The 18016-nt window shown below is 63.2% G+C and carries 20 protein-coding genes; 7 read left to right on the top strand and 13 right to left on the bottom strand.

Translation table 11 applies throughout. The features are described from left to right. Nucleotide 1 precedes the first annotated feature (1 nt). Nucleotides 2-1114 carry a tRNA epoxyqueuosine(34) reductase QueG gene (gene queG, locus ACEW8Q_RS10340; RefSeq protein ID WP_373503976.1) on the top strand — a complete coding sequence of 371 codons (1113 nt, stop codon included), beginning with the start codon at nt 2-4 and terminating at the stop codon, nt 1112-1114. Further along, the gene (locus ACEW8Q_RS10335) at nt 1111-1980 is read left to right on the top strand and encodes an SDR family oxidoreductase (RefSeq protein ID WP_373503975.1); all 870 of its coding nucleotides are present in this window, start codon (nt 1111-1113) and stop codon (nt 1978-1980) included. The genes queG and ACEW8Q_RS10335 overlap by 4 nt, the downstream gene beginning before the upstream one ends. On the opposite strand, the gene ACEW8Q_RS10330 is transcribed toward ACEW8Q_RS10335, so the two are convergent. Further along, entirely contained in the window at nt 1970-2764 is a 795-nt protein-coding gene (locus ACEW8Q_RS10330; protein ID WP_373503974.1) for an alpha/beta hydrolase, read from the bottom strand. The two genes, ACEW8Q_RS10335 and ACEW8Q_RS10330, sit on opposite strands and share 11 nt — an antisense overlap. Nucleotides 2765-2869: 105 nt before the next feature. On the opposite strand from ACEW8Q_RS10330, the gene ACEW8Q_RS10325 reads away from it, so the two are divergent. From ACEW8Q_RS10325 to ACEW8Q_RS10315, 3 genes are read left to right on the top strand one after another with little or no spacing between them, the layout of a single operon-like run. After that, nucleotides 2870-4144, top strand: coding sequence for an efflux RND transporter periplasmic adaptor subunit (locus ACEW8Q_RS10325; protein WP_373503973.1), 1275 nt, complete (start codon nt 2870-2872; stop codon nt 4142-4144). Next, a complete protein-coding gene (locus tag ACEW8Q_RS10320; protein WP_373503972.1) occupies nt 4141-4845 on the top strand; it encodes an ABC transporter ATP-binding protein in 705 nt (234 codons plus the stop codon). The genes ACEW8Q_RS10325 and ACEW8Q_RS10320 overlap by 4 nt, the downstream gene beginning before the upstream one ends. Further along, nucleotides 4845-6053 carry an ABC transporter permease gene (locus tag ACEW8Q_RS10315; protein ID WP_373503971.1) on the top strand — a complete coding sequence of 403 codons (1209 nt, stop codon included), beginning with the start codon at nt 4845-4847 and terminating at the stop codon, nt 6051-6053. Before ACEW8Q_RS10320 ends, ACEW8Q_RS10315 begins: the two co-directional genes overlap by 1 nt. Before the next feature lie 3 nt (nt 6054-6056). Here ACEW8Q_RS10315 and ACEW8Q_RS10310 read toward each other — a convergent pair whose 3' ends face one another. Next, nucleotides 6057-7265 (bottom strand): lytic murein transglycosylase, encoded by a 1209-nt coding sequence (locus ACEW8Q_RS10310; RefSeq protein WP_373503970.1) that lies wholly within the window; start codon nt 7263-7265, stop codon nt 6057-6059. Nucleotides 7266-7441: 176 nt separating this feature from the next. Between ACEW8Q_RS10310 and ACEW8Q_RS10305 the strand changes: the two genes are divergently transcribed. Both ACEW8Q_RS10305 and ACEW8Q_RS10300 read left to right on the top strand, forming a co-directional pair. Further along, the gene (locus ACEW8Q_RS10305) at nt 7442-7987 is read left to right on the top strand and encodes a sigma-70 family RNA polymerase sigma factor (protein WP_373503969.1); all 546 of its coding nucleotides are present in this window, start codon (nt 7442-7444) and stop codon (nt 7985-7987) included. Beyond that, a complete protein-coding gene (locus ACEW8Q_RS10300) occupies nt 7984-8523 on the top strand; it encodes a cupin domain-containing protein (RefSeq protein ID WP_373503968.1) in 540 nt (179 codons plus the stop codon). The genes ACEW8Q_RS10305 and ACEW8Q_RS10300 overlap by 4 nt, the downstream gene beginning before the upstream one ends. Nucleotides 8524-8539: 16 nt before the next feature. Here ACEW8Q_RS10300 and ACEW8Q_RS10295 read toward each other — a convergent pair whose 3' ends face one another. The 11 genes from ACEW8Q_RS10295 to ACEW8Q_RS10245 all read right to left on the bottom strand — a co-directional run bounded on the left by ACEW8Q_RS10295 (nt 8540) and on the right by ACEW8Q_RS10245 (nt 17852). Beyond that, nucleotides 8540-8782: a hypothetical protein gene (locus tag ACEW8Q_RS10295; RefSeq protein ID WP_373503967.1), complete on the bottom strand. Its 243-nt coding sequence runs from the start codon at nt 8780-8782 to the stop codon at nt 8540-8542. Nucleotides 8783-8850: 68 nt separating this feature from the next. Next, entirely contained in the window at nt 8851-9540 is a 690-nt protein-coding gene (hisG, locus tag ACEW8Q_RS10290; protein WP_373503966.1) for an ATP phosphoribosyltransferase, read from the bottom strand. Further along, the gene (locus ACEW8Q_RS10285; RefSeq protein ID WP_373503965.1) at nt 9537-10676 is read right to left on the bottom strand and encodes an ATP phosphoribosyltransferase regulatory subunit; all 1140 of its coding nucleotides are present in this window, start codon (nt 10674-10676) and stop codon (nt 9537-9539) included. Before ACEW8Q_RS10285 ends, hisG begins: the two co-directional genes overlap by 4 nt. A gap of 132 nt (nt 10677-10808) precedes the next feature. Continuing rightward, on the bottom strand, nt 10809-12356 hold the full coding sequence (hisS, locus tag ACEW8Q_RS10280; RefSeq protein ID WP_373503964.1) for a histidine--tRNA ligase: 1548 nt from the start codon (nt 12354-12356) through the stop codon (nt 10809-10811). 202 nt (nt 12357-12558) lie between these two features. Next, nucleotides 12559-13404, bottom strand: coding sequence for a fumarylacetoacetate hydrolase family protein (locus tag ACEW8Q_RS10275; protein ID WP_373503963.1), 846 nt, complete (start codon nt 13402-13404; stop codon nt 12559-12561). Then, complete coding sequence (locus tag ACEW8Q_RS10270; protein ID WP_373503962.1) at nt 13401-13988, bottom strand: hypothetical protein; 588 nt, start codon at nt 13986-13988, stop codon at nt 13401-13403. The genes ACEW8Q_RS10275 and ACEW8Q_RS10270 overlap by 4 nt, the downstream gene beginning before the upstream one ends. Beyond that, nucleotides 13985-14539: a hypothetical protein gene (locus ACEW8Q_RS10265; protein WP_373503961.1), complete on the bottom strand. Its 555-nt coding sequence runs from the start codon at nt 14537-14539 to the stop codon at nt 13985-13987. The genes ACEW8Q_RS10270 and ACEW8Q_RS10265 overlap by 4 nt, the downstream gene beginning before the upstream one ends. Then, on the bottom strand, nt 14536-14997 hold the full coding sequence (locus ACEW8Q_RS10260; RefSeq protein WP_373503960.1) for a hypothetical protein: 462 nt from the start codon (nt 14995-14997) through the stop codon (nt 14536-14538). Before ACEW8Q_RS10260 ends, ACEW8Q_RS10265 begins: the two co-directional genes overlap by 4 nt. A 13-nt stretch (nt 14998-15010) precedes the next feature. Further along, complete coding sequence (locus tag ACEW8Q_RS10255) at nt 15011-15676, bottom strand: lactate utilization protein C (protein WP_373503959.1); 666 nt, start codon at nt 15674-15676, stop codon at nt 15011-15013. Further along, nucleotides 15673-17088 carry a LutB/LldF family L-lactate oxidation iron-sulfur protein gene (locus ACEW8Q_RS10250; protein WP_373504008.1) on the bottom strand — a complete coding sequence of 472 codons (1416 nt, stop codon included), beginning with the start codon at nt 17086-17088 and terminating at the stop codon, nt 15673-15675. The genes ACEW8Q_RS10255 and ACEW8Q_RS10250 overlap by 4 nt, the downstream gene beginning before the upstream one ends. Then, nucleotides 17088-17852 (bottom strand): (Fe-S)-binding protein, encoded by a 765-nt coding sequence (locus ACEW8Q_RS10245; RefSeq protein WP_373503958.1) that lies wholly within the window; start codon nt 17850-17852, stop codon nt 17088-17090. Before ACEW8Q_RS10245 ends, ACEW8Q_RS10250 begins: the two co-directional genes overlap by 1 nt. Between the last annotated feature and the right edge of the window lie 164 nt (nt 17853-18016).

The raw sequence follows: 18016 nt of genomic DNA, 5'->3' as shown, positions 1-18016 counted from the left end.
CATGTCCGCCCTCGCGCAAGCGATCAGGGAACAAGCGGCAACACAGGGTTTCAGTGCGGCGCGCATCGTGAAGCTTGGCGATGATTCCTTGCAGGCACAGCGGCTTCGCGACTTCATTGTCGAGAGACGCCACGCCGGAATGGACTGGATGGCGGAGACGGAAGAACGCCGCGCCAGCCCGCTCGGCCTGTGGCCGGAGGCGAAGTCCGCCGTCGTGCTGGCCCAGAACTATGCGCCTGATCTCGATCCGCTTCAGCGGCTGGAAAACAGGGACGCGGGCGTCATCTCGGTCTATGCGCTCAATCGCGACTACCATGATATCGTCAAGGGCAGACTGAAGCACATTGCCGGATGGCTGGCGCAGCAGACCGGTGCCGAGGTGAAAGTGTTCGTGGATACGGCACCGCTGATGGAGAAGCCCCTTGCGCAGAAGGCGGGGCTCGGCTGGCAGGGCAGGCACACCAATCTGGTGTCGCGCGACCTCGGCTCGTGGTTCTTCATCGGCACCATTCTCACGGCGGCCGAACTTGAACCCGACGAAGCGGAGACGGATCACTGTGGATCATGCCACGCCTGCCTCGACATCTGCCCGACGCAGGCCTTTCCCGCGCCCTACCAGCTGGATGCGCGGCGCTGCATTTCCTACCTCACCATCGAACACAAGGGTCACATCGCGCGCGCGTTCAGGCAGGCCATGGGCAACCGCATCTATGGCTGCGACGATTGCCTCGCCGTGTGCCCGTGGAACAAGTTCGCGACTGAAGCGAACGAGGCCAAACTCCGGGCGCGGAAGGACCTTGTCTCACCTCGCATCGCGGACCTCCTGGCGCTCGATGATGCGGCCTTCAGGGCGCTGTTCTCAGGCTCGCCGGTGAAACGCGTGGGCCGCGACCGGTTCATCCGCAATGTGCTGATCGCGGCCGGAAACAGCGGGGACATGAACCTTCTTCCACGTGTCGAAACTCTCCTGCAGGATGCTTCGCCGCTGGTGCGCGCCATGGCCGTGTGGGCGCTGTCGCAGCTTGCGCCAGAACCGCAGTTCGCGGCGGCGCGTAGCAGTCACATCGGCAAAGAAGCGGACGCGCATGTCCGCAGCGAGTGGGAGAACGGATGAGTCATCTGTTGTGTTTCGGCCTTGGTTTCTCGGCGCGGATTCTGGCCGCACGGCTGGCGGCGAAGGGCTGGACCATTTCTGCCACCAGCCGAAGCGAGCGTGGAGCATCGGCCATACGCGCCAGCGGTTACAACGCCTTCGTGTTCGATGGCACGAAGCCGCTGGAGGAAGAAGCTTTGGACGGCGTCACCCATGTGGTGGTCTCGGCCCCGCCGGGTGACGACGGCGATCCGGTGTTGCGCCTGAATTCAGGAGACTTCGCAGCACGCGCAAGGCAATTCCAGTGGGTGGCCTATCTTTCGACAACTGGTGTCTATGGCGATCATGACGGCGGGCTCGTCACTGAGGCGACACCACTCACCCCCAACACCGAGCGTGGGCAAAAGCGGCTCCTCGCCGAGACGCAATGGTTCGATCTCTGGCGCAGCAACGGGTTGCCGGTTCACGTCTTTCGCCTTGCCGGAATCTACGGGCCCGGCCGAAACCAGCTCCTCTCGCTGCTCGACGGCACGGCCAAGCGTGTGATCAAGCAAGGACAGGTGTTCAGCCGCATTCATGTCGAGGACATCGCCAATGTGCTTGAAGCCTCGATCACGCATCCGGCGCCGGGCACGGCCTACAATGTGTGCGACGACGAAGCCTCGCCTCCGCAGGATGTGATGGAATTCGGAGCGAAGCTGCTGGGACTTCCGGTTCCGCCGCCCATTCCGTTCGAGCAGGCCGAATTGTCGCCCATGGCGCGAAGCTTCTATGCGGATTCAAAGCGCGTCTCGAATACGCGGATCAAGCAGGATCTTGGCGTGAAACTCAGCTTCCCAACTTATCGCGATGGGCTATCTTCCATAGCGAAAGACCTCAGACGGTGATGCCATCCGCGCGCTCCGCGAGCCTCAGCACCGTCTCGCGTAGCAAGGCGAGGTTTCCCGGCGTCGAGAGCCGATGGTCGCCGCCCTTGATGAGAGTGAGCGTCACGTCTCCTCCCGCGATTGCATTGAAAACCTTCACCGCGTGAGGTGCCGGCACATCGGGGTCAACGTCGCCCTGCAGGATGCGCACCGGGCAGTCGACCTCTAGTCCGTCATTCAGGATCAGGTGCTTTTCGCCATCGGTGATAAGCCGCGCGGTAATGGCATAGGGCTCGCCATAGAGCGAGGGGCGCATCCACACGCCTTTCTCCGCCAGTTCCTCCTTCACTGAATCGGGGAAGGAATCCCACATCAGGTCGGCCGTCATGTCGGCGGCAGGCGCCAGCAGCACTAGTCCGGCGATGCGGCGGGCGGCGCGCGGGTTCTTGAGCTGGAGTTCGCGGTAAAGCAGCATGGCGAGCCATCCGCCCATGCTGGAGCCTACGATGATGCGGCGTCCCAGCGCCTTCCGCGTGAACATGTGATAGGTCTGCTCGAGCCAGGCCGAGATGGTGCCATCGACAAAGAAGCCGCCGGAAGAGCCGTGGCCCGAATAGTCGAAGCGGAACGCGCTGCGCCGGGTGTCGCGGGCAAGGGCCGCCAGAGCCTCGGCCTTGGAGCCTTCCATGTCGGACTTGAAGCCGCCCAGCCAGAAGATGCCGCAGCGTCCCAGATCCTCGCCACCGTCCTCACGATAGGCGAGTTCGGTCCCATCGGGCGCGGTTTCATATTTGATATCGGTCATGGCGGTCTCCATATCAGGCGGTGTCTATTTCGCAAATATCAGGCCGCCGGAAATGCGCCGTCATTCCGTCTATAGTGCTGTGAATTCCGTTTCAGATGGACTGCAATGAACATTCAGACCCCACCTGGCCAGGCTGAGATTGAAGCAGCCCTGGGCCTCGACACGAAAAGCCGCCGCAAGGCATGGGTAGGCAAGGCCTTGTGGCTGGTGCTGCTCGTTGCATTGGCCGCCGCTGGCGTGGCCTGGTACCTGTGGTCGCAGGGACAGACTGCGACAGTCGATTACCAGACAGCGCCCGTAACCCGCGAAACGCTGGTGGTGAAGGTGCAGGCCACCGGAAACATACAGCCCACGACGCAGGTCGACGTATCGAGCGAGCGTTCCGGCGTCATCCGCACCGTGAATGTCGAGGCAAACAGCCTTGTCAAAAAAGGGGACGTGCTGGCCGAACTCGACACCGAGCGACTGCTGGCGGAACTTGCCCGCGTGAAGGCTTCAATTGCCGCGGCCGAGGCAAGGGTCGCGGATACCCGCGCCACGCTGCTGGAAAAGCAACTCGCCTTCAAGCGCGCCGAACGGTTGAGCAAGCAAGGCATTTCCGCCACGCAGGACCTCGACACTGCACGCGCAGCGCAGGCCCGCGCGGACGCGGGCGTTCTGGCGGCGGAGGCCGATGTCGCGGTGGCGAAGGCAGAACTCACCATGCAGAACACCGACATCCACAAGATGCGCATCCTCTCGCCGGTCAACGGCATTGTGCTCAAGCGTACGGCAGAGCCCGGGCAGACGGTCGCATCGTCGCTGCAGGCGCCCGTGCTTTTCACACTCGCCGAGGACCTCGCGCGCATGCAGCTCGAGGCCGACATCGACGAGGCTGACATCGGTGCGGTGAAGACCGGGCAGAAGGCAAGCTTCACGGTTGACGCCTATCCCGGCCAGAGCTTTCCGGCGGTGATCGACACCATCGAATATTCGCCGAAGGTGACCGACAATGTGGTGACCTACAAGGCGGTGCTCACCGTCGACAATTCCGCGCTGCTGCTCCGGCCCGGCATGACGGCCACCGCGCAGATCGTGACGCAGGAACTACCCGATGCGCTGGCCGTTCCCAATGCAGCGCTCCGTTATGCGCCGCCCAAAACCGCGGAGTCGCGCGGTTTCAGCGTCACCAACCTGTTCATCCCGCGCATGCCGCGCGCGCAAAAATCCGCCAATCCGCCCGCCAATGGGGAGCGCACGCTGTGGATTCTGGAAAGTGGTGCGCCAAAACCCGTGATGGTGAAGACTGGTGTGACCGACGGCAAGCAGACGGAAGTGATCTCGGGCGATCTGGCCCCCGGTGCACAGGTGATCCTGTCGTCGAAGGCTGCCTCGAAGTGACCGACGGCATTCCCCTCGTCTCGTTCCGCGGCATCACCCGCCACTACGGCGAAGGTGGAGGCCTCGTCCGCGCGCTCGACGGCGTTGACCTCACGATCGAGCGCGGCGAGTTCATCGCCATCATGGGACCGTCTGGTTCGGGCAAGTCCACCGCGATGAACATCATCGGCTGCCTCGACAGGCCGACGAGCGGCAGCTTCAGGTTTTCTGGTGTCGAGGTGACGGCGCTGTCGCGCGATGAACGCGCCAAGCTCCGCCGAAACTATCTGGGCTTCGTGTTCCAGGGCTTCAATCTTCTCAACCGCACCACCGCGATCGAGAACGTGGAACTGCCGCTGATCTATCGTGGAACGCCCAAGCGCGAGCGGCAGGAGAAGGCCGTCCGGGCCTTGCAGCTTGTCGGCCTCGCGGGCCGCGAACATCACACGCCGGGTGAACTCTCCGGCGGCCAGCAGCAGCGCGTGGCCATCGCGCGCGCTATCGTCACCGATCCCCTCCTGCTGCTCGCGGATGAACCGACCGGAAATCTGGACACGGCGCGCAGCCGCGAGATCATGGAGCTGATCACCAGGCTCAATCAGGAAAAAGGCATCACCGTCGTGATGGTGACGCACGAGCAGGACATGGCGGCCTATGCCCATCGCGTCATCCGCTTCGTCGATGGCCGCATCGCCAGCGATGAAGCGCGGAAAGCTGCCTGATGATCTGGGAAGCGGTCAAGCTCGCCATCTCCTCCATCCGCCGCAATGCGCTCCGCTCGGTGCTGACATTGCTCGGCATCGTGATCGGCGTTGCCGCCGTCATCGCCATGGTGACGATCGGCAGCGGCGCCTCTTTGAAGGTGCAGGAAAACCTGGCGAAGCTGGGCAGCAACATGCTGATCGCAAGGCCCGGGCAAAGCACGTTCGGCCCCGGCGGCGCCAGCGACAGCCGCGCCTTCGAGGAGCGCGACGTCGCGGCCCTCAAGGCCAATCTCACGGGCGTGCGCGGCGTAGCGCCCACCGCGCAAAAGCAGGCGAAAGTCGTCTTCGGCGCCCTCAACTACGATACGTCCGTCACCGGAACGAACGCGGACTATTTCACGGTGCAGGACTGGACTCTCGCCGACGGCCGCGTCTTTTCCGAGGGCGAGGAGCGGTCGGGCACATCGGTCTGCGTCATCGGTTCCACCATCGTGTCGGAATTGTTCGGGCAGTCCGATCCGTTGGGTGAGCGCCTGCGCATCGGCAACTTTTCCTGCGAGGTGATCGGCAGGTTGGAGAGCAAGGGACAATCGGCCTTCGGCTCCGATCAGGATTCGATCGTCCTGTTGCCGATGCGGACCTATCAGCGGAGGCTCTCCGGCAACACGCGCATTTCCTCGATTTCGATCTCAGTCATTGAGCAGGCGGACATTCCGCGCGTACAGCGCGACGCGGAAGACGTGTTGCGCGAACGCCGCCGTGTCGCTCCGGGAGAGGACGACGACTTCTCGATCCGCGACATGACGCAGATCGCCAATACCATGGCGGCCACGACCACCATCATGACGGGTCTTCTCGGTGCGGTCGCCGCCGTGTCGCTGCTGGTGGGCGGCATCGGCATCATGAACATCATGCTGGTGTCGGTCACCGAGCGCACGCGCGAGATCGGCATCAGGCTCGCCATAGGCGCGCTGGAACGTCAGGTGCTCAGCCAGTTCCTCGTCGAATCGATCGTGCTGGCGCTGTTCGGCGGCATCATTGGTATTCTGCTTGGCCTTGGCCTCGCAGGCGTTGCCGCCGTGCTCATGGATGTACCCTTTACCGCCGATCCGCAGGTGGTAGCACTCGCCTTCCTGGTCTCGGCGCTGATCGGCGTCGTCTTTGGCTATTTTCCGGCACGGCGCGCGGCGCGCCTCGATCCAATCGAGGCGCTCCGGCGCGAGTAGCTATCAGCTCCGCTGCAACTGCTGCAGGAACTCGACGGTCGGATAGGAATCCGCGGGCCAGCCCATCTTGATCTGGACGTCCTTCACGGCGGCGCGCGTGGCGCGGCCCATCTTGCCGTCGACCTCGCCCACGTCGTAGCCCTTGTTCACCAGTATCTGCTGGAGTTCCTTGATCTGCTCGTAACCAAGCGAGTTGACCTGGGCGCGGCCCTTCGACACCGGATCGGCCCCCGCGATGCGGGTTGCGAGGTAGGCGGCCGTTGTCGAATAGACCAGCGACTCGTTCCACAGCAGATAGGCCTTGGTAAAGTTCTCATAGGCGAGGAACGCCGGGCCATCCTTGCCCATGGGCAGCAGCAGCGAGGCCTGGAACTTGTCGGCCTTGAGCTTGCCGTCCGCCGCCTTCACACCCCACTTCACCCACTGGCTGCGTGGATGCTGGATGGCGATATCGGCCTGGTCCCACGGCATGTCGGCCGGCACCTTCACTTCCTGCAGCCAGGGCTGATTGGCCTGCCAGCCGTGCTTGATCAGCAGTGCCGCGCCCGAAGCCATGGCATCGGGGATCGACCGGCGGAGATTACGATGGCCATCGCCGTCGAAATCGACGGCGGTTTCGTTGTATTCCTTGGGCATGAACTGGGTGTGGCCGATTTCTCCGGCCCAGGCGCCCTTCATGTCTTCGAGTTCAAGATCGCCCTGATCATAGAGCCGCAATGCGCCGAGCAGCTGTTCACGGAACTTCTCGGACCGTCTGCAATCCCAGGCCAAGGTGGCAATCGAGGGAATGGTGGAGAAATCCCCCATGAAGCCGCCAAAGTCCGTTTCCAGCGCCCAGAAGGCGATCAGCACTGGCCCCGGCACGCCGTAGCGTTCCTGGATCTGGTCCCACAGGGCCTTGTGCTTGGCGACGAGCGCGCGGCCGGTCTTGATGCGGCTGGCTGTCACCATGCGGGCCTGGAAGTCGAGGAAGCTCTGCGAGAAGACGCTTTGCGCCCGGTCCTTCTTGATGATGCCGGGCTGATACTGGACGCCATCGAGGGCGGAGAGACCGCGCCCGCCAATGCCTGCGGCTGCGGCTTCCTTTCGGAAGTTCTTGATGAAGCCATCAAAGCCCTTGGCAGAGTTGCCGCAAGTGGCCGCGCTGGCCATGCCTGCCGTGCCAATGGCCATGCCTAAGGCAAGGCCCGCAATTCCGAATTTCCGCATCATGCTCTCCCGATTCGCTATTCCCGTGAAACTGGCGCTAAGTCCCGTCTGGGTCAAATTCATGGCCGGGCTGAAACCGGCGACTCAAAGGGACCGTCTCATCCTTGCTTCATGGTTAAAGGATTGCTAGCCATGCGTCTTCCGCAAATGAGACGCCCTTTCCGCGGCCTGCTGCATCCATGAACGCCCCTTCCCCCGTAACCGTCAACGAGATGCTGGTAAAGATTGCCTCCGGCGACCGCCCGGCGTTCCGCGCTCTATATGCGAAGGCTGGCCCAAGGCTCTATGCCATCTGCCTCCGGATGATGCGAACAAAGGATCAGGCGGACGATGTGTTTCAGGAGGCGATGGTGAAGGTGTGGGAACGGTCCTGGCAGTTCGACACTCAGAAGGGTGACGGCCTCGCATGGCTTGCGACCGTCACGCGCCATTGTGCGCTGGACAGGCTGAGGCGGGTGCCGAAGCTGCATCTTTCCATCGATGACGCGGTCACCGGCGAGATTGATGCCCTAACCTCGTCCGAACAGCCCGATCTCGCCGATAGCCAAGGACTCCAGCTTTGCCTCGCCGAACTCCGCAAGGATTACCGCGATGCCGTGGTGCTGGCCTACGTGAACGGCCTGACGCACGAGGAACTGGCGGCGCGGCTGGGGAAGCCCCTCGGCACCATCAAGAGCTGGGTGAAGCGCGGGCTGGAGCAGTTGAAGGATTGCATGGACCGATGACCGACGAGGAACTTGCCAGCGCCTATGTCCTGGGGACGCTCGATCTGAACGGGCGCGAGGCCTGCCGCCGCCGCATGACGGAAGACAATGGCTTTGCCGCGCGTGTGGAGGCCTGGGAAAGGCGGCTCGCGCCATTGGCCGACGCGGGTGAGGCCGAGCTTCCGGCCGGCGCGCTGGAACGCGTAGAGGCGCGGATCGAAAAATCGGGCGTGGAGCTTCCCGGCACCATGACGGTGCGGGCGGGCGCGGGCGACTGGATCGAGGCAGCACCCGGACTGAAGATCAAGATCATGAACCGTATCGAGGCAGCGAACCGCGAGACCTTCATGGCGTGGCTGCAGCCAGGCGCTGAATACGTCGACCACGATCATGACCAGGACGAAGAGATCTACATGATCGAGGGCGACCTGATCATCGGCGAAGTCGTCCTCAAGGCCGGCGACTTCCATGTGGCGCGTGCCGGTCGCCACCATCCCGTGCATCGCACGAAGACGGGCTGCATCTGCCTCATCTCGCAGGCCATCGGGCCGGTGTGACCCGGCCCAGCGGCACTCAGTTGGTCAGGTAGACCGTTTCGCGGTCACCGCAGCGCTTGAAGGGGGCGACGGCTTCCGTTTCGGGCTCGGGCAGCGCCAGGGGCTGCGTCTCGGTCATGGACGAGTGCGGCAGGACGGCCGACGCCATGGACTCCGGCTCCGGCAGGCTCATCTCCGGCGTCGTGGTCATGGCAGTATCCGCCATGGCCGGAACGGCGAGCGCCAGCAGGGCCGCGGCGGCTATCAGGATGGTCTTCATCTGCGTTCTCCCTGTCTTCAATCGTTAACGGCAGGTTAACGCAAATCCCGGAATGACGCAGCACAAAATCAGGTGATGGTTGAGAGCGCCGCCCTCAGCCGGCCGACGCGGGGGTCGGCCAGCACCTCGGTCCGGCCCGCCAGAACGGCGCAGGACTTGAGGATCACGCCATCTTCGAGGATTTTCAGTCTGTTGGCGGCCAGCGTCGATCCCGTGGTGGTGATGTCGACGATGATCTCGGCAATCCCGGCGGCGGGCGCACCCTCGGTGGCGCCCAGGCTTTCGACGATGCGATAGCCAGTGACGCCCTTTTCCGCGAAAAACCTGCGGGTGATGTTGTGATACTTGGTGGCGACCCGCAGCCGACGGCCATGGCGCTCGTAGAAGCTCTCCGCGATCTCGTCGAGATCGGCCATGGTGGCAACATCCAGCCAGCATTCAGGCACGGCCACCACCACATCCGCCGGACCGAAGCCCAGCCGCACCAGAAGCTTCACCGATGCCTCGTCTGGCGTGATCTTCTCGTGCAGCAGGTCCTGCCCGGTGACCCCTAAGTCGATCTTCCCGTCGCGCAGGTTCTGGGCGATTTCGGAGGCTGAGAGGAAGGCGATCTCGACGCCGTCCATTCCCTTCAGTACGCCGCGATAGCCACGGTCCGCCCCCAGCCGCTCGATCGAGAATCCGGCCTTCGACAGAAGCTCGGCGGTCGCCTCCATCAGGCGGCCCTTGGAGGGAATGGCAAGCGTGATGATGCTCATGCCAGCACCGCCTTCAGCCGGTCGGTGTGGATGGCGCAGCCCACGGCGGGAACGGCAACGGGCGAGCCCATGTCGGAGAGCAGGTTGTCATAGCGCCCGCCGCCTGCCACGGCCACGGGGCCATGCGGGGTGTCGGCCTCGATCTGGAAGGTGAAGCCCGTGTAGTATTCAAGATCGCGCCCGAAGCCCGCCGCGAAGTGGAAGCGGCGCGGGTTGAGGCCCAGTTCCTCCATCTCGAACAGGCGCTTTGCATAGTAGTCGCGCGCACCGGAAAATCGTTGTCCACCCGCAATCTTCGCGAATGCCGCATCGATGCCGGAAGCCTCGCCAGCGATGGCGAGGTAGGCATTGAGCAAGTCAGCCTTGGCGCGCTCGAGCGGAGTCTCGCGGCGGTCAGCAGCCTTGTTGGCAAGCCGCGCCGCAATCTCGGAGACCTCGCGGCCACCGACGAAGGGCAGCTTCCGGGTCTCGATCTCGGCCTCGACAATGGCGAGGGGATCACCGTCCGCCACGCGATCAACGAGTGCTGAAATGCTGGTGCGGCGGGTGGAGCGCTCGGCGCAGAAGCTGTCGAGCAATTCGCGGAAGGCATGGGGGCGCCAGAAGTGATGCTGCAGGCGTTTGCGCCAGCGCTCCGGCATGTCGGTGTCGGCGAGCAGGCCCGCGAACAATCCGAGGTCGCCGAAGGTGACGCGGAACTTCGAGAGGCCGGCGGCTTCCAGTGCCGAGATCGTGAGTTTCAGCACACGCGCTTCGGCGGCAGCAGATTGGGCCGCGCCGAACCATTCGATGCCGGCTTGGCTGAACTCCTGCGGGGAAAGCAATTCATCGGGGAAGCGGAAGGCGGGACCGAGGTAGCAATAGCGCCGCTCGGATGCCGGGTTCTCCGCGTGGCTCAGGTGATAGCGGCAGGCGGGAACCGTCAGGTCCGGACGCAGGCACATCTCGGCGCCGGAAGGGTCGGTGAAGACGAATGTCCGTGCACGGATGTCTTCGCCCGAGCGCTCGAGGAAGATGTCGGCGGGCTGGATGATGTCGGGCGCGATATGATCGAAGCCCGCCCGCTCGAACACCGCCATCAGGGCCGCGTTCTGGCGTTCGAGTGCCGCGCGCTCGGCGGAGGATTTACCGGCCATGGCAGATGCCCTCATCCGGCCTTCGGCCACCTTCTCCCACCTTCGGCGGGAGAAGGCCTGTCGGGTCTTGCGCCTTCTCCCGTGGCATCGCCATGGGAGAAGGTGGCCGAAGGCCGGATGAGGGCCACCCCGTCACGACTGGGCCAGGGCCTTCTTGACAGCGGCGACCATGTCGGCTTCCGGCACCGAGAATTGCGCGAGGCGTTGGGACGCGTATTCCTCGCGCGATGCAATGCCCTGGCTGAGTTCGGTGCCGAGCCGCAAGTCCTTGATCTGGATTTCGCCCTTGGTCTTCTCGTCGCCGCCCTGGATGATGACGAGGGGTGCGCCCCGCTTGTCGGCGTATTTCATCTGCGCCTTCATGCCGGCGGTGCCAACATACATTTCGGCACGAATGCCCGCGTTGCGAAGTTGCTGCACCATGCGCCAGTAATCGCCCTGAGCCGCCTTGTCCATGACGAGCACGACGACGGGCGCCAGCGTTGCGGATTCCTCCGCCTTGCCGACAAGCTTCAGCGCCGAATAGAGCCGCGACACGCCGATGGAGAAGCCCGTGGCCGGAACCTGCTGCCCGGTGAAACGCGCGACGAGATCATCATACCGCCCGCCACCGCCGACCGAGCCGAAGCGGACTGGCTTGCCGTCTTCGTCCGTGGTCGGAATAAGCAACTCGCATTCGAAGACGGGGCCCGTGTAGTATTCGAGGCCGCGAATGATCGAAGAATCAAGCTTTATCCTGTCAGGACCATACCCAGCACTTTCCCAGAGCAAGCGCATCTGATCAAGATCAGCAATGGCTTCTAATGCTAACGGATTCTCATACAAATTAACTTTGTTATGCGTCAGAGTGTCGGGATTCTTAGCGAACACTCCTCCCTTCATTTCCTGGAGTTTAGGACTTTCTCTTGGTTGAATATTCGCACCGGGATTGGAAAACAATGAGTTCTTTAGAAACTCGATAACCACTTGGGCAGACGCATCATCCATGCCCGCACCCTTAGTAAAATCACCGCTTTCGTCCTTACGACCTTCACCAAGTAGAAGACGTACGCCCTCTTCGCCTAGTTTGTCGTATTTATCCATGGCACGAAGCGTTGTAAGTCTGGTCCCGTCGATGTCAGGGAGTTGCAAACCAAGAGTCTGCATCAGTGCATCTAGGAGTTTGCGGTGGTTGACTTTGATCACATACTGCCCACGCTCCAGCCCGAGCGCTTCCATCGTGTCCGCTGCCATCATGCAGACTTCGGCATCTGCGGCGGGGGATGCGCTGCCCACCGTATCCGCGTCGAACTGCATGAACTGGCGGTAGCGGCCGGGGCCGGGCTTTTCGTTGCGGAACACCCAGCCCTGACGGTAGCTGCGATACGGCGTTGGAATCTTCTGGCTGTTCTCGGCCACGTAGCGCGCGAGCGGGGCCGTGAGGTCATAGCGCAGGCTCAGCCACTGGTCGTCGTCGTCCTGGAAGGAAAACACCCCGGCGTTGGGACGGTCCTGGTCGGGGAGGAATTTCCCCAGCGCGTCGGTATACTCCACGAAGGGCTGTTCCACCGGCTCGAAGCCATAGGATTCATAGACCTGCTGGATCTTCGCCAGCATGGCGCGGATGCCCCGGATTTCATCCGGGCCGATATCGCGGAAACCCTTGGCGGCGCGCGCCTTCGGGCGGTTGGGCTTGTTCATGGATCAACTCGCTGAATTCCGCGAGTTCTCTAGAGGATGGATGGCAATGGGGCAACACGCGTCTGTTGCAAGAGGCCCTCATCCGCCCTTCGGGCACCTTCTCCCATCCTGCAGACGGGAGAAGGCACAATCGGGTCACGCGCCTTCTCCCGTGGCAACGCCATGGGAGAAGGTCCCGACAGGGGGATGAGGGCCCTTAAGCTTACTTGTCGCGGTAGACGGTCTGGAACTGCTCGCCCAGGCCGTCGATGCCGAGCTTCATGGTGTCGCCGGGCTTGAGATAACGCGGCGGCTTCATGCCCATGCCGACGCCGGGAGGCGTGCCGGTGGTGATGATGTCGCCCGGCATCAAGGTGAAGAATTCCGAGAGATAGGCGACGATATAGGCAACGCCGTAGACCATCGTGGCGGTGGTGCCGTCCTGAACGCGCTTGCCGTTCAGTTCCAGCCACATCTTGAGCTTCTGCGGGTTCTTGATCTCGTCCGCTGTCACCATCCACGGGCCGATGGGGCCGAAGGTGTCGTAGCACTTGCCCTTGGTCCACTGGCCGGAGCGCTCGATCTGGAAGGCGCGCTCGGACAGGTCGTTGACGACGCAATAGCCGGCCACATGGGCCATGGCGTCCTTCTTCTTGATGTTCTTGGCCTTGGTGCCGATGACGACGCCAAGCTCCACTTCCCAGTCCGACTTCTTGGACTTGGGCGGAATGGTCACGTCGTCGTTCGGGCCGACGATGCAGCTCGTGTGCTTGGTGAAGATGATGGGCTCGGGCGGAACCGTGAGGCCGGATTCAGCGGCGTGGTCGGAATAGTTGAGGCCGATCGCCACGAACTTCTGCGGGTTGGCGACGCAGGCGCCGATCCGGGGCTTGCCCTTCACCAGCGGCAGCGACTCCGGCTTGATCTTGCGGAGCCGCGCGAGGCCCTTGGGGCTGATCGTCTCGCCGGTGATGTCGGACACGATGCCGGAGAGATCGCGGATCTTGCCGTCCTTGTCGAGAAGACCCGGCTTTTCCTTGCCCACCGGTCCATAACGCAAAAGCTTCATCGAGTGCCCCATTGGTTGGCTGACATGTGCCAGCGCGGTTTATATCCGGCGCGCAAAATGGCCGTGATTGCGGCACAAGTCAAAAGACTTCCGTGCAGGGAGGGTTTGCGCGGCATACGTTCCACATAACCAGCGAAAGACCAGCGTAGCAGATTGGGTCCGCGTACCGCAAAAGCCGCGCCATCGATCTCCACCATCGCGCCATCGGGGAGGTCTCGCAGATCGGCAACAGTCTTCGGGGCGAGCCGCTCCACATGCAGCACGCGGTCGAAGTCCTCAACCCGTGCCTCGCCCAGAAACGCCTTCGCCTCCTTGCGGCGGCAGAAAAAGCAGGGGCGGTGACCGGCGGCAAGTGCTGTCACCTCGTCAAGGAAGAACAGAGAGGTATAGCCCTGCCCCATCGGCTCGTGGTGCAGGCCCTTCCAGTGAAGATCGCAACAGATCCAGTGGCGGCTGGCCCACCGGCGCTTGCCGAGCGTGCGGTCATCTCGGTGAAACTTTCCACCGCGGTTTCCCATCATGTTGCCACGCTCGGCCACGGCATGGATCTCGCCCCACGGGTCGACGCGGTTCTGGAGGCTCATTTCACCTCCGGGCCATCGCTGGCGCAGGCTTTCTCGCCATAGGGGTTGGTCGTGTCGCAGGACGTGGCCTGGCGGATGTCGTCGAAATAGCTGGCCGGCCTTTCGCCACAGGAAATTTCGGCAACGAGCTTGCTGCCTTTCCGCACCTCGACGCCGGCCGTGGGTCCCGTCACTTCATCGGGCTCGGTGCTGGGTGCATTGGCGTCGAAAAAGATCTTGTAGCTGTAGTCACCATTCTTGAAACGCAGCCGCGCGCGATACAGGCCGCCCTCGAAGTAGTGATGGAAGAACAGCTGGGAGCGGCCTTCTGCCGGGTTCACGGGATAGGACAGTTCGACGCTCCTGGTCGTCGTAAACTCGTAATGGATGGTGGTGTACCGGCCATCAGCGTCCGGCTCGCCGCCGCAGACCGCAATCCCGTTATCCGACAGGTCGTGCGTCGTGTCGAGCGTCTGGCAGCCGAACAGCACGACTTCACCATCACCACATGCGAGGGCTGGCGGGGCCAGAAGACACCCGACAAGCAGTCCGAGACCCAGGCTGCGGATCATTTGCGCGTCGGTGGAGTTTCGGAACACCCCGCTGCACCGAACGGATTGCCCATGTCGCATGAGGACGCGCGGCGGATGTCATCCACATGCGCATAGGGCCGCTCGCCGCACATCACCTGCGCCAGCACCTTCTTCTTTTTCCACACCTCGACGCCTGCATCATCGCCCAACCTGAAGACCCGATAGGTGTAGCCCAGGTTGGAGAACCGCAGCGACCAGACATAAATGTCCTTGTCGAAGGCATGGGCGAAAGCCATGGCGGACTTGCCGTCGTCGCGGTTCTCGGGGAAGACGAGTTCGGCCTTCCCAGCTGTTCCATAACGATATTGCAGGGACTGGTAGCCGCCCGCCGCATCGTCGCGCACGGCGCAGAGTTCGATCGTGTGCGACTGGTCTTGCGCGAGGCAAGAGAACAGGGTCGCCTCGTCATCCGCGCAGGCCAGAGCCTGCGCGGGCATAAGCAGAAGCAGGCTAGCGAACGATAATGACGTGCATGTTTTTCGGGCCATGGGCGGGCCTCACGATGGTTTGCTCGATGTCGCCGGTGCGGGACGGGCCCGAAATCATGTTCACTGTGCGTGGCATGATGCCTTCGCCGAACTCATCGCGCAACTTGGTCCAGGCTTCCTCGTAACTGGCGAAGACGGCGGAGGCTTCCAGCACCACGATATGAACCTCGGGCAGGAAGTTCAGCGTCGTCGGATTATCCTGGCCTGATACCTGAATGATGGTACCAGTCTCGGCGATCCCTGCGAAGGCGCGGGTGACGGAGGCGCGGTCGGTCTCCTCAGCACGTCCCTGTGCTACTTCCAGTGTACCGCGATGCCAGGGCAGACGCGCCAGAACCGGATCGCTGCCTCGCCTCACATGGGCGGGAAGATTGCTGTTGCGGAGATAGTCCGAGATCGAGTCCGGCACATCGTTCAGGTCGTTCACGATTTCGACCGAGCCGCCAACGGCCTGCATCATCTCGGTGAAGACACGGACGCGATGATCTTCATCACCGATGCCGCGCTCAGGGATGAGGTTGCGCGGGTGCTGGGCGAGTCGCGCATCGACGGCGGCGCGGCGGGTCTCGTCGCTGCCCTTCGCCGTCTTGGAGCGGATGCGGGCGAGCATGGCGTCACGGGCGGTCACTTGCGGCGCTCCTTCCACAATTGCTGGAACGTCTTGCCTTGAGGTGCGGGGAAGTCACGGTACCGCGTCCAGCCCGAGGCCAGCGGCAGGCTGGACATGCGGCCCTTGCCGTGGCCCTGGTTGGTGAGCACGCGGGCCGCAAGGGCCGTCGCCATGCGGTAGAGCTTCGGGCGCTTGGCGAAGAAGGCCCAGACGCCAAGGCCCCAGCGGATCGATTGCGGCTGCAGGTGCTGCTCGAATTCCTTTTCGCGCCAGTGCCGCAGCAGCTTGGGCAGCGGAATCCGCATGGGGCAGACTTCCTCGCAGCGGCCGCAGAAGGTGGATGCGTTCGGCAGGTGCTTCGCCTTCTCGATGCCGACGAGGGCAGGCGTCACCACCGAGCCGATGGGGCCGGGGTAGACCCAGCCATAAGCATGGCCGCCGACCGCGTTGTAGACCGGGCAATGGTTGAGGCAGGCACCGCAGCGGATGCAGCGGAGCATGTCCTGGAACTCGGTGCCGAGCACGTTGGAGCGGCCGTTGTCGAGAATGACGACGTGATATTCCTCGGGCCCATCGGGATCGCCCTCGCGGCGGGGGCCGGTCGAGAGCGTTGTATAATTCGAGAAGTCCTGGCCGGTGGCCGAACGCGCCAGCACGCGGAGGATCGTGGCGGCATCCTCCAGCGTCGGCACGATCTTCTCGATCGACGCAATGACGATGTGAACCTTCGGCAAAATTTGGGTAAGGTCGCCGTTGCCCTCGTTGGTGACGATGATCGACGTCCCCGTTTCGGCCACGAGGAAGTTGGCGCCGGTGATGCCGACATCCGCCGCGAAATACTTCTGCCGCAGCACGGTGCGGGCTTCCTCGACGAGGGCGGGGATTTCGGTCAGGTCGCGGTTGGGATCGAGGTGAGTGTGGGCCTTGCGGAAATCGGCCTCGACCTGATCGCGCGTCAGATGCACGGCGGGTGCGATGATATGGCTCGGGCGCTCGTTCCTGATCTGGATCAGGTATTCGCCCAGGTCGGTCTCGACCGGCTCGACGCCATTGGCAGAGAGGTAGTGATTGAGATCGATCTCTTCCGAGATCATCGACTTGCCCTTGGTGACGAGCTTCGCATTCGCCTTCCGGCAGATGGCGAGAATCTGCGCGCGGGCCTCTTCCGCGTCCTGCGCCCAATGGACGTGACCGCCGGACTTCTGCACCTTTTCCTCATAGCGCTCGAGGTAGATGTCGAGATGGTCGAGCACGTGGTTCTTGATGTCGCGGGCCTGGTCGCGCAGCGCATCGAACTCGGGCAGCGCGTCGCGGGCCTTGGTGCGCTTCTCGATGAAGCGCGGACCGGTCTCCGTCATCGCATATTGCAACTGCCCGTCGGCCAGCGCCTTCGTCACGTTCGCGGGGAAGGTGGCGGTAGAAGCGTCCATCATTCGGCCTCCGCGATCGAGGGCGTTGCCATGTCGCCTGCCAGAACTTCGGCGATGTGGCGGACCATGACGGGCGAGCCCTCGCGCTTCAGCTTGCCCGCCATGTTCATGAGGCAGCCAAGGTCGCCCGCGATGAGCGTGTCCGCACCTGTCGCATGAATATGCTTCAGCTTCTTCTCCAGCATCTTGTCGGAAATGCCGGGATATTTGACGCAGAACGTGCCGCCAAAGCCGCAGCAGACTTCCGCGTCGGTCATTTCATGCAGCGACACGCCTTCGACGGAGGCGAGCAGCTTGCGCGGCTCGGACTTCACGCCCAATTCGCGAAGGCCCGAGCACGAGTCGTGATAGGTGGCGCGGGCCGCGAATTGCGCCTCGACGCGCTCGACCTTCATCACGCGGGTGAGGAAGGACACGAGCTCATGCGTGCGGCTGGCCAGATCGACGGCGGCGGCGTGGTCGGCGGTCCCTTCCACGAAGAGTTCCGGATAGTGCTTGACGATCATGCCGCCGCAGGAGCCCGAAGGGGCGACGACATAGTCAAATCCCTTGAAGGCGGCGATCACGTTGCGGGCGAGGTCGGCTGCATCCTTGCGGTCGCCGGAGTTGAAGGCCGGCTGGCCGCAGCAGGTCTGGGCTTCGGGCACTTCGACCGTGCAGCCAGCATCCTCCAGGAGTTTCACCGCGGCAAAGCCGATGGACGGCCTGATCAGATCGACCAGGCAGGTGACGAACAGTCCGACTCGAGGGGCAATTTCAGGCATGGGTTTTCCGGTGAACTCGGGGAGCAGCGGTTTTGCCAGCCCGGGGCAGTCCACGCAAGCCGCATCGCTGCCACATCCTTGCAGGCGCCGCCCCTGCTGCCGGAATGGCAGCGGGGTGATCCGCTCGCATCTTCCGTTGCATTCCCGTTCCGTCGGGGGCTATC

Source organism: Aestuariivirga sp. (assembly GCF_041738905.1).
Classification (GTDB): Bacteria; Pseudomonadota; Alphaproteobacteria; order Rhizobiales; family Aestuariivirgaceae; genus Aestuariivirga.
Note: the sequence above shows the minus strand (reverse complement) of the source record. Positions and strands in the feature narration are given on the sequence as shown.